A 14,965-nucleotide genomic window follows, 5' to 3' on the forward strand; every position below is an offset into this window, starting at 1 on the left:
CGCCGGGGAAGCCCCGGTCGACGGTCATGTCGGTGATTCCTCCAGGTGAGCCGCTGTCGTTGGTAGATCGACCAACCCATATAAGCATTGTGGGCAGCGAGGACGGTAGGCAGTTTCTCCCGGCCTCTTGCCTGATCCTCTCGTTGTGGCGAGGATCGGTTTCCTGCTCCAATGGCCCGGTGAGCCTCGACGAGTTACGTGACCTGCTCGACCGTCACGCCCGCCCGGACCAGCACATCGCCATCGACGACCTGCTGATCTCGCGGGTCGACCGGTCGGCGCCGCCGTCGCCGTCGATGTCGGGCACGGTGTTGGCGCTCATCGCCCAGGGCGCGAAACGACTCGCGACCGGCGACCGGGTGTACGAGTACCGCGCCGGGCAGTACCTCGTCGCCTCGGTGGACCTGCCGGTCACCGGCGAGTTCCTCGGGATCGACCCGGACCACCCGGCGCTCGGCGTCGGCCTGGTCCTGCGTCCGGCAGCGGTCGCCGAGGTGCTGCTGCGGGCGACGCCCGGAGACCTGCCGCAGGTCGGCGGCGGCGCGCCGTCCGGCCTGGCCGTCAGCGACGCGCCCCCGGAGCTGCTCGACGCGGCGGTCCGACTGGTCCGCCTGCTCGACCGGCCACGCGACGCGGCGGTGCTGGCGCCACTGGTCAAACAGGAGATCCTCTGGCGGCTGGTGACCGGCGAGCACGGGGCCACCGTGCGGCAGCTCGGTCTCGCCGACAGCAGCCTCAGCCACGTCGCCCGCGCGGTCCGGTGGATCCGGGAGCACTACGCCCGAGCGTTCCGGGTGGAGGATCTCGCCCGGCTCGCCGGCATGAGCGTCTCCGCCTTCTATCGCAACTTCCAGGCGGTCACCGCGATGAGCCCGATCCAGTTCCAGAAGCAGATCCGGTTGCAGGAGGCCCGACTGCTGCTCGCCACCCGCCCCGACGACGTCACCGGCGTCGGCCGTCAGGTCGGCTACGACAGCCCGTCCCAGTTCAGCCGCGAGTACCGCCGCCAGTTCGGCCTGCCGCCCCGCCAGGACGCCGCCCGCCTGCACGGCGAGCTGGGCCGACCCGCTCCGGTGCCCCGTCCGGTCCCCACGCCGGCCGGTCTTCTTCCGTAGGGTGGCGGCATGGCGGTGCCACGGGAGCAGCGGAACGTGTTCGGCGAGGTCGCCGAGGCGTACGAGCGGAGTCGGGCGGACTATCCGGCCGCCCTGCTGGACCTGATCACCGGGTACGCCACCGGCACACCGGCCGAGGTGGTCGAGGTGGGCGCGGGCACCGGCAAGGGCAGCGCGTTGCTGCGTCGTCTCGGCGTACCCCTGACCTGTGTCGAGCCGGACCCGGCGATGGCCGCGCTGCTGGCGCGACGCTTCACCGACGACGACCTGGTGTCGGTGGTGGTCGACCGGTTCGAGGACTGGCGTCCGCCGCCCGGCGGGGTCGACCTGCTGGCCAGCGCGCAGGCGTGGCACTGGGTCGACCACACCCGACGGACCGGCCTGGCCGCCGAGGCACTGACGCCCGACGGGGTGCTCGCGATCTTCGGGCACGAATACGGCTTCGCCGACGCGGAACTGCGCGCCGCGATGGACGCGGTCTACCAGCGCCACGCCCCGGAGATCGCCGACCTGCCCGGACGGCCGGTGCACACCCGGCACCCGGGCGCCTTCGACCCGCAGGAGCTGCGCACGGCACCCGGGTTCACCGACGTCACGCACGAGCGGGTGGTGACCGTGGTGCCGTACGACACCGCGCGCTACCTCACCCTGCTGTCCACCTTCTCGCCGCACCGGATGCTGCCCGAGCAGCAGCGGGTCCGCCTGCACGACGCCCTGGCCGACCTCGTCGACAGCCACGGTGGCGTCGTCGAACACGAGCTGACCACCGGGCTGTGGCTGGCCCGGCGACGCGGCCCGGCGGTGGCCGGCGGTTCTTGACCCTCGAGCAGGTCGAGGGCGCAACCTGGTGCGGTGCGGGACACCGACCCGCCCGGTGCGCCACCCGCCGCTGCGGCCCGCCACCGGTCCCCGACACACCAGGAGGAACAGCCGTGCCGGAGTCCACGACGGACGTGACGGATGACGTGATGGCCGCCATCGGCGTTGCCGTCGAGACGGGCCGCGCCGGGGACCGCGCGGGCGCGCGGGACGCGCTGGAACGGCTCTGGGAGACGATCGGGGTCGACGGGGACGCGCTGCACCGGTGCACCGTCGCGCACTTCCTCGCCGACCTGCAGGACTCGGTCACCGACGAGCTGACCTGGGACCAGCGGGCGCTGGCCGCGATCACCGACCTCAGCGAGGAGCGGGCCCGCCGGTACCACGACTCGCTGCGGGTGCGGGCCTTCCTGCCGTCCCTGCGGCTCAACCTGGCCGACGCCCACCGCAGGGCCGGCGACGCCGCCGAGGCGCGTCGCCACCTGGCGGCGGCGGAGGCGGACCTCGACGCGCTCCCCGACGACGGGTACGGCGCGATGATCCGCTCCGGTGTCGCGCGGGCCCGGCAGGCGCTCGACGCCGGATCGACCGCGCCGCTGACGCCGTGACCCGCGCCGTCGCGCCGGACAGGGCGTTCGGCATCCGGCGCGTCATGCCGCGATCGTGCCGATCATGGTCCATCTGCGCCGGGTGACGACGGGTACGGCAACCTGGAGGCATACCTGAACCGTCGAGTCGCGGGGTGGTGATGTCACGTGAGACGAGTCCTGGTCTTCTCCCGGACCACCGGGTACCGGCACGATTCGATCCCGGCCGGTGTCCGGGCCCTGCGCGAGCTGTGCTCCGACGTGACGGCGACCGAGGACCCGGACGTCTTCGCCGCCGCCGAGTTGGCCGACGTGGGGGCGGTCGTCTTCCTCAACACCAACGGCACGGTGCTCACCGAAGCCGGTCGGGCGGCGCTGGAGGCGTACGTACGTGGGGGCGGAGGGTTCCTCGGCGTGCACTCCGCCGCCGCCACCGAGTACGACTGGCCGTTCTACGGCGAGCTGGTGGGCGCCGCGTTCGACAGGCATCCGCCGGTGCAGCCCGCCACGGTCACGGTGACCGATCCTGATCATTCAGCCACCGCGCATCTGCCGGCCCGCTGGGAGTGGGTCGACGAGTGGTACGACTTCCGGTCGTACCCGCGTGCCCGGATCCTGCTGCGGGTCGACGAGTCCACGTACGACGGTGGCCGCACCGGGGCCGACCATCCGCTGGCCTGGTGCCACGACCGGCTGGGCGGACGGGCGTTCTACACCGCCCTCGGGCACACCGTCGAGGCGTACGCCGACCGGTCGTTCCGTGCCCACCTGGCCGGGGCGCTGCGGTGGGTGACCGCGGCACCCCACCCCGACGACCCCTTGCCGACACCCTCGTGACTCCTCTATAACGATGCAGCAAGGTCGATCTCTGTCCGAAGGGTGCGGCGTGAAGCTACTACGGGTGGGCGCGGTCGGTCAGGAACGTCCCGCCGTACGCGACAGGGACGGTCGGCTTCGGGACCTCTCCGGCCTGGTGACCGAGATCGACGGGAGCTTCCTCGCCGGTGACGGCCCGGCCCGGGTCCGCACCGCGCTCGCCGACGGGCGGCTGCCCGTGCTCGCGGACCCCGCGCCACGGATCGGGGCGCCGATCGCCCGTCCCGGCAAGATCGTGTGTGTCGGGCTCAACTACTCCGACCACGCGGCGGAGACCGGCGCGCGACTGCCGACCGAACCGATCCTGTTCATGAAGGCGCCCAACACCGTGGTCGGCCCGGACGACGAGGTGCTGATCCCGCGCGGCAGCGTCAAGACCGACTGGGAGGTCGAACTCGCCGTCGTCATCGGCCGCACCGCGCGGTATCTGGACAGCGACGACGAGGCGATGGCCTGCGTCGCCGGCTACACCGTCTCCAACGACGTCTCCGAGCGCGAGTTCCAGCTCGAACGCGGCGGCCAGTGGGACAAGGGCAAGTCCTGCGAGACCTTCAACCCGCTCGGTCCGTGGCTGGTCACCGCCGACGAGGTGCCCGACCCGCAGCAGCTCGGTCTGCGGCTGAGCGTCAACGGCACGCGCCGACAGGACGGCAGCACCAAGAACATGATCTTCGGGGTCGCCGAGGTGGTCCGGTACGTCAGCCAGTTCATGGTGCTCGAACCGGGCGACGTGCTCAACACCGGCACCCCGGCCGGCGTGGCGCTGGGGATGCCCGAGCCGAAGCCGTACCTGCGTCCCGGTGACGTGATCGAGGTCGAGGTGGATGGTCTCGGCACCCAGCGGCAGACGGTCGGGCAGGCGTCGTGACCGACGAGTTCACCGGGCTGGCCGTGGTGGTCACCGGCGGCGGCTCGGGCATCGGCCTCGTCACGGCCCGGCTGCTGGCGCAGCGGGGAGCGGCGGTGGCCTGCCTCGACCTGGACCCCTCCGGCGTACCGGCGCCGCTGCTCGGGGTGCGGTGCGACGTCACCGACGCGGCCTCGGTGACCGAGGCGGTGACCGACGCCGCGAGCCGGCTCGGCGGGCTCGACGTGCTGGTCAACAACGCCGGGATCGGCGCACGGGGCACCGTCGAGGCCAACCCGGACGACCAGTGGCACCGGGTGTTCGACGTCAACGTGGTCGGGATCGTCCGGGTCACCCGGGCGGCCCTGCCCCACCTGCGGCGCTCCGCCCACGCCGCGATCGTCAACATCGGCTCGATCGCGGCGAGCACCGGACTGCCCGACCGGGCGCTGTACGGCGCGACGAAGGGTGCCGTGCAGGCGCTGACCCTCGCCATGGCGGCCGACCACGTCGGCGAGGGCATCCGGGTCAACTGTGTGAACCCCGGCACCGTCGACACCCCGTGGGTACGCCGGCTGGTCGACGCCGCCGCCGACCCGTCCGCCGAACTGGCCGCCCTGCGAGCCCGACAACCCACCGGGCGGCTGGTCGCCGCCGACGAGGTGGCCGCCGCCGTCGCGTACCTGGCCGGTCCGTCGGCCGGTGCGACCACCGGGACCGTGCTCGCCGTGGACGGCGGGATGCACTCCCTGCGGCTGCGCGCTGCCGCCGCGACCTGACCACCTGTCGCCGACGGCGACGCCCTCGTGAGGAGGCGGCGATGCGACACCCCCGACTGGGTCGCACGGCGGTGCCGGTGAGCGCGCTCGGCTTCGGCGCGGCCGGGATCGGCAACCTGTACCGCGCGGTGGACGACGAGACGGCACGACGCGCCGTGGACACCGCGTGGCAGCTGGGCGTCCGCTACTACGACACCGCGCCGCACTACGGCCTCGGACTGTCCGAGCGTCGACTGGGCGCCGCGCTGGCCGGGCGTCCCCGCGACGAGTTCACCGTGTCCACGAAGGTCGGCCGGCTGCTGGTGCCCTCGCCCACCACCGCGCACCTGCGCGACGACGCCGGCTTCGACGTGCCCGCCGACCAGGCCCGCCGCTGGGACTTCAGCGCCGACGGGGTGCTCCGGTCGCTGGCGGCCAGTCTGGACCGGCTCGGACTGGACCGGGTCGACGTGGTGCTGCTGCACGATCCGGACGCGCACTGGCGGCAGGCCGTCGCAGAGGCGTACCCGGCGCTGCACGAGCTGCGCGACCAGGGGGTGGTGGGCGCGATCGGGGTCGGCATGAACCAGACCCGGATGCTGGAGCGGTTCGTCGCCGAGACCGACGTGGACGTGGTCATGCTCGCCGGCCGCTACACGCTGCTGGACCAGACGGCGGCCGAGCGGCTGCTGCCCCGGTGCCGGGAACGCGGCGTGTCCGTGCTGGCCGCCGCCGTCTTCAACAGCGGCGTGCTGGCCACCGCCGAGCCGGGCGACACCTACGACTACGGCCCGGTGCCGCCGTCGCTGCGCGACCGGGCGGTCCGCATCGCGCAGGTGTGTCGGCGGCACGGCACGACCCTGCCGCAGGTGGCGATGGCCTTCGTGGCCCGCCACCCGAGCGTCGCGTCGGTGGTCGTCGGGATGCACACCGCCACGCAGGTCGCCGACAACGCGGCCCGCTTCGCCGCACCGGTGCCCGACGCGCTCTGGACCGAGCTGGTCAGCGAGGGGCTGATCCCGGCGGAGGAGCGGCCCCGGGAGCCGTCGGCGTGACCCACACGTCCTCGCCGTCGACCCGGACCCGGACCGGGTCGCGGTGCGGTGCCCGGTCGGCCACGATCGTGAAGTCGACGACCCGGCCGTCCCGCCAGGTGCAGTCGACGCGGTAGCCGCCCCGGGCGCGGAGGCCCCGGAACGCGCCGTCGGCCCACTCCCGGGGCAGCGCCGGCAGCAGGTGGACGACGCCCTGGTGGCTCTGCAGGAGCATCTCGACGACGGCGGCGGTGACGCCGAAGTTGCCGTCGAGCTGCATCGGTGGATGGTCGCAGAGCAGGTTGTCCAGCGTGTTGTAGCGCAGCAGGCCACGGATCATGTGACGGGCCCGCTGCGCCTCGCCGAGGCGGGCGAAGACTGCGGCCCGCCACGGCCACGTCCAGGAACGACGGCTGTCGCCCCGGACGGTGGACTCGTCGAACGGTACGCCGTCGCGCTCGCCGCAGCGGGCGGTGAGCGAGACCAGGGCCGCCGCCGCGAGGTCGGGTGTCGCCGTCGGGGTGATCTGGCGGCCGGGGAAGACCGCGAACAGGTGCGAGGTGTGCCGGTGCACGTCGTCCGGGTCGTCCCGGTCGGTCAGCCACTCCTGGAGCTGACCCCACCGTCCGATCCGGTGCGGCGCGAGCCGGGCACGCAGGTCGGCGACGACGGCCCGGTACTCGGCGTCGACGTCGAGCGACTCGGCGCAGTCCAGGTAGTTGTCGAAGAGGTCGGCGACGATCTGCTGGTCGTACGTCACGCCGTGCTCGCGCGGGCCGTGCTCCGGCGACCAGCCGTCCGGCGCGACGAGCCGACCGTCCCGCTCGATCAGCCGGTCCTGCCAGAACTCGCAGATCTCCCTGATCATCGGGTACGCGGTGTCCCGCAGGAAGGCGTGATCCGGGGTGAAGGCCCAGTGCTCGTAGAGGTGCTGCGCGTACCAGGCGCTGGCGACGGTGTTCCACTCCCAGGCGTTGCCGCCGACGATGCTCTGGCTGGTCCGGGCCGTCCAGCCCCGGGTGTCGGCGCCGAAGGCGTGCCGGGTCGCGACGCGGCTCGGCACCGCCACCTGGCGGACGAACTCGACCAGCGCACGATGGCTGTCGCCGAGGTCGGTCGTCTCGGCCGCCCAGTAGTTCATCTGCACGTTGATGTTCGTGTGGTAGTCGCAGGCCCACGGCGGCCGGTCGCTGTCGTTCCAGAGTCCCTGGAGGTTGGCGGGGAGCCCGCCCGGCCGGGAGGAACTGTGCAGCAGGTAGCGGCCGAGGACGAACATGGTCTGTTCGAGTGCGGTGTCCTCGCCGCCCGCGCGGTAGCGGGCCAACCGGACGTCCGTCGGCAGTGCGAGGAGATCCTCGTCGGACTGTCCCCAGGTGACCGACACACGTCGCGCCATCACCGTGCTGTCGGCGAGGTGCGTCTCGCGCAGCGCCGGGTAGGACCGGTCCGCCGCCGCGTCGAGAGCGGCCTCGACGGTCGGCTCCGGCGCGCTGCCGCGCCACCCGGCCGAGGCGTCCATCCGGTAGTCGGTGCGGGCGTCCAGCAGCAGCGTCATCCAGGTCGCCGCGCGTACCCGCAACCGCCCACCCACGGCGGTGACCACGCCGTCGGTGCCGGCCAGCCGCAGCCCGGCCGCGTACCGCAGGCCGTTGCCCAACCGACCCCGGAAGGCCGCGGTACGCGCGGCGGCGTCCACGGTCGTCGGCGCGCCCTGCGCACTGGTCAGGGCGATGTCGCAGTCCAGTGGGCCGGCGTGCGCGGCCTGGTAGCGCAGCACCAGCACGTCGTCGGCGCGACTGGCGAACGCCTCCCGCCGGACCCGCTGCCCGGCGACGACGAAGCCGGTGGTGTGGATCCCGGACTCCAGGTCGAGCGCCCGGTGGTAGTCGGTGACCAGGTCACCGCCCCGGCCCGCAACGTCGGCGGCGACCGGCCCGCTCGGGAGGACGAAGGTGAGCAGCAGGTCACCGAAGGGGCGGTAACACCCGAAGCCGGTGTCGCTCAGGTCGAAGTCGTCGTCGGGTCGGCCGGCGAGGGCGTTGTCGTAGTCGTTGGCCCCGCCCCACAGGCTCTGCTCGTTGAACTGGATCCGGTCCCGCTCCGGCCCACCGAACAGCATCGCACCGAGTCGACCGTTGCCGATCGGCAACGCCTGGGACTGCCAGTCGGTGGCGGGACGCGCGTACCAGAGGCGGTGGCGGCCCGGCGGACCGTCGGGTGCGCGGGACATCGGCGTGGGTCACCCGGTCGCCGCGAGCGCGTCCCGGATCATCCGGTGCCCCTGCTCCTCGAAACGTTCGTCGCCCACCCGGTACGCCCACCCCGCCGTGCCGATCGCGTCGCGGACCCGGGTCCGGTGCCAGCTTCCCGGCTCGCGCGGATCGGTGCCGTACCCGTCCAGGAACGCCCGCTCCAGCGCCGGGTCGCGGCGGAAGTCCTGCACGGCCAGCCGGCCGAAGTCGGTGTACGCCGGTCGTAGCGCGGCCCGACCGAAGTCGATGATGCTGACCCGGCCCTGGTGGACCAGCCAGTTGCGGGGCTGCCAGTCCCCGTGCGTGGGGACCAGCGTGGCCGGCGGCGTCGGCCAGGCGGCGATCTCGGCGCGCAGCCGCTCCACCGTGGCCGGTGCGATCCGGTGCGGGCCGGCGAGCCAGGCCAGCGCCCGGGCGTTCTCGCGAGCCTCGTAGTCGTCGTCGGTGGCCGTGGTCTGTGCGTGCAGCAGGGCCAGCAACTCGCCCGCCTGCCGGTAGGCGGCCGGATCGTCGACGTGTGCGGTGTCGAGCACCAGTTCGCCGGGGAGATACCGGGTGACGAGCAGCTTGGCCGACTCGTCGCCGTGCACCAGCACCGGCGCGCGGTCCCGACTGGTCCACGGCGTCAGCCAGTGGTGGTGGGCGCGCAGCTCACGTGCGATGTGCCCGTCCTCGGGGCCACCGGCCTTGACGACGTACCGTGCCCCGTCGTGGGCGACCTCCAGCACGGTGGTCGGCAGCAGGTCCCACCCCAGGTCCCGGATCACCGTCGCCTCGGGGAGCCACCGGTCCAGCAGGTCCCGCTGTGCTCGGGAGAGTCGGTCGCGTACGGAGTTCACCGCCGGATCCTACGTGTGGCGGTCCGAACGGGCGGACGCCGGCGGCCGAAACCGGCCACCGGCGTCCGCGCCACGATCCGTCCTACTCGGTCGCCGCCGCACCGATCGCCGCGATGACGCGCGGGCGGAGTTCGGCGGCGCGGATCACCGCGTCGACCGAGCCCACCTCGACCGCCCGGGCGATGTTGTGCACCCGGTCGAACTCCGTGGCCACCTCACCGAGCTTCTCCGCGCGCACCGACGAGCGGAGTTCGTCGAGTTCGGCGGTGAGCGTGGCCCGCTCGGCGCCGGACGCGGACGCCACCCGGGCCTCCAGGTCCCGGACCCGGGGGTCGGCCGCGGTGCGGGCGTCGACGTCGCGGGAGAACACCACGGCGGCGGCCGGGGCGCCACCGAGCACCGAGGCGTACGAGCCCTCCAGCGCCAGCACCGTCATGCGAGGGTTCAGCGCCTTGGAGAAGACCACGAACGCCCCACCGTGGTACCGCGAGATGACGCAGAAGACGATCGGGCCACGGAAGTTCACGATGGCCCGGCCGATCTCGGCGCCGTACTCCAGTTGCAGTTTGCGCATCGACTCCGGCGACCCGTCGAAGCCCGACAGGTTGGCCAGCACCACCAGCGGCCGGTTGCCGCTGGCCGCGTTGATCGCCCGCGCGGCCTTCTTGGAGGAGCGGGGGAACAGCGTGCCCGCCGTGTAGGTGTCCGGGCCGTCGGTGGGCGGGAAGCCCCGGCGCGGCACCGCACGCGACTCGATGCCGAGCAGGCAGACCGGTACGCCGCCGAGGTGGACGTCCTGCACCACCGCGGTCTCCGCGTCGGCCATGCCGGCCCAGCGCTCCAGCACCGGGTGGTCCTGGTCGGACAGCGCCCGCATCACCGTACGGATGTCGAAGGGCTTCTTGCGGTCCGGGTTCGCCACCGGGGAGAAGATCTCGCCGACGGTCGTGAAGTCGCTGCCGGCCACCACGTGCGGGAAGTCGGAGACGTCCCGGTCGACCGGGTCGGTGGTGGTGCCCGGTCGCGGCCCCTGCTCGCCCGGCGCGACGTACGTGTGCTCGTAGTGCGACATCAGCACGTCCCGCGCGGCGGGCAGGTCCGGTGCCCAGTACTGCGCCTGCCCGTTCGGGCCCATCACCCGGTCGTAGCCGCCGATGCCGAAGTTGTCCTCGGCGGACACCCCGCCGGAGAAGTCCAGCGACTGCTTGCCGGTCAGCACCATCGCCGAGTCCGGCGTCATGACCAGCACACCCTTGGTGTGCATGAGCATCGTCGCCTCGGCGTTCCAGTACGGCTGCGCGCCCACGTTGATGCCCGCGACCACGATGTTGATCTCGCCGCCGTCCTGGGTGAACTCCACGATCCGCTTGAGCGCGGCGGCCACCCAGTCCATGTTCTCGGTGCCCGAGGTCATCGAGATCCGGGCACCGGCGGAGAGCGCGTACCACTCCAGCGGAACCTGCATCCGCTCGGCCAGGTCCAGGGCGGCGATCACCCGGCGGCACTCCGGCTCGGAGAGCGCACCAAGCGACTTGGTCGGGTCGCCGAGCAGCACCACCCGGGTCACGCCCTGCGGGTGCCGGGCGGTCGGGGTGGTCACCACACCGGCCACGATCGCCGCGCGGTTGCGGCCCTTCGGCCGGTCCACCGGCACCAGCACGTGCGCGTCGTCCAGGTCGTACTCGACGAAGTCACCGAGCAGGCGGGTCAACTCGTACGGGTAGACGGTGTTGCGGCTGCTCGCCCCCAGCACCTTGAGCCGGTAGTCGTCGAGCGGCTCGACCGGCTCGACCGGCGGTTCGCCCACGGTCAGCTCGGCACCGCCGGTGGCGTCGAAGGAGATCCGTACCGCGATCTTGGTCAGCTCGCCGGTGCGGCGGTTGCGCTGCCGACCGATGAACAGGATCTCCTCCAGCCCGGCGCCGGCCGTGGTCGGGCGGATCCGGGCGGCGAGGTTCTCCATCTCCTCCAGCGTCAGGCTGCTCGGCGGCCAGACGTAGATGACGATCCGGTTGGTGTGGAAGCGCTTCTTCGACGACCGCCGGGACTGCGCCCGGCGGATCGAGTCGAGGCAGGCGGCCACGGTGTCCTCGGTGGTGGGCAGCGCGACCAGCCGACCGTCGTGCTCCCGCAGCTCGGTCAGGTCGCGGATCTGCGCGAACGCCACCAACCGCTCGTCGGACGGGTTCTCCCGGGCCACGCACTGGAAGAGGTAGACCTCCTCGTCCGCCGACGGCAGCCGGGTCAGGTCGAACTTGTGCAGCCGCTCCAACTGCATCCGCTGCGCGATGTGCGGGTGCAGGCCACGGATCAGCCGCTCCTCGGCCATCCCGGCGCTCGACGGGCGGAACGTGAAGTGGTGGTGCATCACCGCGCCGTCGCTGCCGGCGACCGTGGCGGTCAACCGGCGGACCTGCGGCGGCAGCGGGTGCGCGGTGACGACCGCCAGCAGCGCCGCCGCCATCTCGTCGAAGCTCTCCGGCTGGTTCTCCCACGCCAGATAGATGTCGGCGTCGACAGCGGAGCCGTCGGCGGCCAGCTCGGCGAGCCCACGCAGCGCGTCACCCAGCGCGTCGAAGCCGACGGCGGCCGAGACCAGCTCGGAGTCCGCGCGCCCGGCCACCACGAAGCGGCAGCCGGCCGCCTCGCGCCCGGTCACCCCGGTCAGCCCCTTGTTGCCGTAGTAGCGCCGGGTCAGCACCTCGAGCATCACGGTGTTGTCCAGGCGTCCGCGCTGCAACCGCTGGCCGAGCAGTCGGACCAGCGGCTCGGTGCTGCGGACCATCGCGGCGACGCGCTCGGCGCGGTCCGGCGCGTCCGGCTGCGTGTCCAGGTGCCGCAGGTGGCGGCGGACCTCGGCGTAGACCCGGGCCCGGTTGCGGCGCAGCAGCGGCTGGGCGAACCAGGCGAAGGCCACCCCTCGGGCGAGGTCGGCGATCACCGGGTAGCGGACCTGCGTCGCGGCCAGCAGCCGCTCCAGCGCGAGGCCGGTCGGTTCGCGCAGCGCCTCGTCCGGCGGCGGCTCCCGCAGCCAGGTACGCAGCAGCGTCGCAATGACGGTGGCGTCGGCGGCGGCCCGCTGCTGGGCCAGGAAGATCCGGAAGACGGCCCCTTCCAGCGCGGGGGCGCGGTCCAGCTCGGCGACGCCGTAGCGCCCGAGCGCCCGGGCCAGCTTGGCCTGGAAGGCGTCCGGCACACCGGCCCGTTCGACGTCGAGGCTCTGCAGATAGGTGTGGAAGTACTCCCGGGCGCTGTGCACGTGGGCGGCCCCGCCGTCCTCGCCGGTGGGCCGGTTGCGGCTCAGCTCGGCCAGGTCGGCGAAGACGTCGACGAGGTCGAGTTCCTCGGCCAGCGGCCGGTACCCCTCCTCGACGGCGGTCTGCCGCGCGGCCAGGTACTCGTCGAGCACCCGCCCGCCGTCGTGCGGGTCGACGTCGAAGCCGAGCAGCAGGCCGCGCAGGTCCTCGTGACCGCGCCGGACCCGCTGACGGGCCGGGAGCTGGGCGGGCCGGGTGGGCAGGTCCAACTCGACGGCGGCCACCGGGGCCTGCGCCGTCTCGGCCTCCCCGTCGGTCAGCGGCTCCAGCCGCAGCAGTGCCGCACCGGCCGCCACCTGGCTGCCGACCGAGACGGCGCACTCCTTCAGCCGGGCCCGGAACGGCGCCCGCAGCACCGTCTCCATCTTCATCGCTTCCAGCACCAGCACCGGCGCGCCCGCCTCGACCTCGGCGCCGACCGCCAGCGGAGTGGCGACGACGAGCGCCGGCATCGGCGAGCGCAGCACGCCGCCCTCGTCCCGGCTGACCCGGTGCGCCACCCCGTCGACCTCGACCAGGTGCACCGGACCGTGGGTGCCGGTGAGCAGGCGGTGCCGGGCGCCGTTGACGACGATCTGCCCGGTGTGTCGGTCGAAGCGGTCCAGCTCGACGTCGGCGGTGTGCACCGTGTCGCCCGTCTCGATGCCGACCCGGAACCGGTGCGCGCCGGTGCGGGCCACCCGCATCCGGTACGCGACGCCGCGCAGCTTGAGGTCCAACGGCCGGCCGCTGGCGTGCTGTACCTGGGGACGTCCGCCGGAGGCGGTGGCCAGCAGCCGCTGCTGCTCGACGCGCTCCTCCTCCTCGTACGCCTCGATGGCGGCGGCGGCCAGCGCGATGCCGGAGTGCCGGTGCGCCACCAGCCGGCCGGAGCCCCGGACCCGGTCGATCCAGCCGGTGTCCGCGCTGGCGTCGATCACCTCGGGTTGGTCGAGTAGGTCGAGCACGAAGCTCTTGTTGGTCGCGCCGCCCTCGATGATCACCGTGGTGTCCGCCATCGCGCGGCGCAGCCGGCCCAGGGCCTCGTCCCGGTCCCGGCCGTAGGCGATGATCTTCGCGATCATCGAGTCGAAGTCGGCGGGGATGGTGTCGCCCTCGCTGACGCCGGTGTCCACCCGGATGCCCGGGCCGGCCGGCAGGTCCAGCCGCGCGATCCGGCCGGGGGAGGGCGCGAAGTCGCGGTCCGGGTCCTCGGCGTTGAGCCGGGCCTCGATGGCGTGCCCGCGCTCGACCGGCGGCCGGCCGGTGAGCCGCTTGCCCGAGGCCACGTGCAACTGGGCCTTGACCAGGTCGAACCCGGTGGTGGACTCGGTGATCGGGTGCTCCACCTGGAGTCGGGTGTTGACCTCCAGGAAGGCGAACAGCCGGTCGCCGGGGTGATAGAGGAACTCGACGGTCGCCGCGCCCCGGTAGCCGACCGCCACGGCCAGCCGCTCGGCCGACGTCTTCAACTCGGCCGTCTGCTCGGGGCCGAGCACCGGCGACGCCGACTCCTCGATCACCTTCTGGTTGCGGCGCTGCACCGAGCAGTCCCGGACGCCGAGTGCCCAGGCGGTGCCCTGACCGTCGGCGATCACCTGGACCTCGACGTGTCGGGCGCCGGTGACCAGGCGCTCCAGGAACACCACACCGCTACCGAAGGCCCGCGCGGCCTCCTGGCTGGTGCGCTCGTACGCGTCGGCCAGCTCGGCCTCGTCGGTGATCACCCGGATGCCGCGTCCGCCGCCGCCCGCGGTCGCCTTGAGCATCAGCGGGTAGCCGATCTCGGTGGCCGCCGCGCGGGCGGCGTCCAGCGTCTCGACCGCGCCCCGGCTCCACGGCGCGACCGGCACGCCGACCTGCTCGGCGATCAGCTTCGCGCCGATCTTGTCGCCGAGCTGGCGCATCGCGTCCGGGCTGGGCCCGACGAAGGTAACGCCGATCTTCTCGCACAGCTCCGCGAAGGCCGGGTCCTCGGCGACGAAGCCCCAGCCGACCCAGGCGGCGTCCGCGCCGGTCTCCACCAGCGCCCGCTCCAGCGTGGCCAGGTTCAGGTACGGGCGCGCGGCGGCGGGCCCGAGGTCGTACGCGACGTCCGCCTCACGGACGAACGTGGCGGTGCGGTCGACGTCGGTGAACAGGGCCACGGTCTCGATGCGGGCGCCGGTCTCCGCTGCCAGCTCCCGGACCGCGTGGATGAGCCGCATGGCGGCCTCACCACGGTTGACGATGGCGATACGGCTGAACACCCGACGGACCCCTCCGGTAGACCTACGGCGACACGCGTCAGGGCACGGTGGCCCCCGCACAGATCACTGTTCTGCCTACGGGCAACCAGCGCCATGTCGTAACCGCCGAACCCTGGCCAGCCCGAGTTGTGGGAACCCCACAAAACCTTTTGGCGGTCGCCCACGTGGGCAGCGGGTACGGCGCGATCACGGCCGATCGGTTCGTCATCCCGCCGGTGGCCCTTTTCAGCATGCTCTCAGCGCGACCGATTACTCTCTGCTGCTCATGGATGATCTTCCGCATCATAGTCCGA

10 protein-coding genes are annotated in these 14,965 nt (G+C 73.2%); 7 read left to right on the forward strand and 3 right to left on the reverse strand.

Going from position 1 to position 14,965, the window contains the following annotated elements:
• Positions 1-179 precede the first annotated feature (179 nt).
• The 7 genes from ABT008_RS20695 (at position 180) to ABT008_RS20725 (ending at position 6,057) form a co-directional block, all read left to right on the forward strand.
• Positions 180-1,115, forward strand: a complete 936-nt coding sequence (locus ABT008_RS20695; protein ID WP_350697858.1) for an AraC family transcriptional regulator — start codon at positions 180-182, stop codon at positions 1,113-1,115.
• 9 nt (positions 1,116-1,124) lie between these two features.
• Positions 1,125-1,934, forward strand: a complete 810-nt coding sequence (locus ABT008_RS20700) for a class I SAM-dependent methyltransferase (protein WP_350697859.1) — start codon at positions 1,125-1,127, stop codon at positions 1,932-1,934.
• A gap of 113 nt (positions 1,935-2,047) precedes the next feature.
• A complete protein-coding gene (locus ABT008_RS20705; RefSeq protein ID WP_502890469.1) occupies positions 2,048-2,542 on the forward strand; it encodes a hypothetical protein in 495 nt (164 codons plus the stop codon).
• Positions 2,543-2,689: 147 nt separating this feature from the next.
• Positions 2,690-3,358 carry a ThuA domain-containing protein gene (locus ABT008_RS20710; RefSeq protein ID WP_350697860.1) on the forward strand — a complete coding sequence of 223 codons (669 nt, stop codon included), beginning with the start codon at positions 2,690-2,692 and terminating at the stop codon, positions 3,356-3,358.
• Between the two features lie 49 nt (positions 3,359-3,407).
• Positions 3,408-4,265: a fumarylacetoacetate hydrolase family protein gene (locus tag ABT008_RS20715; RefSeq protein WP_350697861.1), complete on the forward strand. Its 858-nt coding sequence runs from the start codon at positions 3,408-3,410 to the stop codon at positions 4,263-4,265.
• On the forward strand, positions 4,262-5,023 hold the full coding sequence (locus ABT008_RS20720; RefSeq protein ID WP_350697862.1) for an SDR family NAD(P)-dependent oxidoreductase: 762 nt from the start codon (positions 4,262-4,264) through the stop codon (positions 5,021-5,023). Before ABT008_RS20715 ends, ABT008_RS20720 begins: the two co-directional genes overlap by 4 nt.
• 41 nt (positions 5,024-5,064) lie before the next feature.
• A complete protein-coding gene (locus tag ABT008_RS20725; RefSeq protein ID WP_350697863.1) occupies positions 5,065-6,057 on the forward strand; it encodes an aldo/keto reductase in 993 nt (330 codons plus the stop codon).
• Here the strand turns inward: ABT008_RS20725 and ABT008_RS20730 are convergent.
• From ABT008_RS20730 to ABT008_RS20740, 3 genes are all read right to left on the reverse strand, one after another.
• Entirely contained in the window at positions 6,005-8,266 is a 2,262-nt protein-coding gene (locus ABT008_RS20730) for a glycoside hydrolase family 95 protein (protein WP_350697864.1), read from the reverse strand. The two genes, ABT008_RS20725 and ABT008_RS20730, sit on opposite strands and share 53 nt — an antisense overlap.
• A 9-nt stretch (positions 8,267-8,275) precedes the next feature.
• Positions 8,276-9,127, reverse strand: coding sequence for a phosphotransferase (locus ABT008_RS20735; protein WP_350697865.1), 852 nt, complete (start codon positions 9,125-9,127; stop codon positions 8,276-8,278).
• Positions 9,128-9,209: 82 nt separating this feature from the next.
• The gene (locus ABT008_RS20740; protein WP_350697866.1) at positions 9,210-14,672 is read right to left on the reverse strand and encodes an ATP-binding protein; all 5,463 of its coding nucleotides are present in this window, start codon (positions 14,670-14,672) and stop codon (positions 9,210-9,212) included.
• Positions 14,673-14,965 lie beyond the last annotated feature (293 nt).

It is taken from the genome of Micromonospora sp. NPDC002389, assembly GCF_040296095.1.
Taxonomy (GTDB): Bacteria; Actinomycetota; Actinomycetes; order Mycobacteriales; family Micromonosporaceae; genus Micromonospora.

Bases quoted from the DNA above. Each gene is read 5' to 3' on its own strand.
- ABT008_RS20700 (WP_350697859.1), top strand. From the start codon at position 1,125: ATGGCGGTGCCACGGGAGCAGCGGAACGTGTTCGGCGAGGTCGCCGAG.
- ABT008_RS20725 (WP_350697863.1), top strand. From the start codon at position 5,065: ATGCGACACCCCCGACTGGGTCGCACGGCGGTGCCGGTGAGCGCGCTC.
- ABT008_RS20730 (WP_350697864.1), bottom strand. From the start codon at position 8,266: ATGTCCCGCGCACCCGACGGTCCGCCGGGCCGCCACCGCCTCTGGTAC.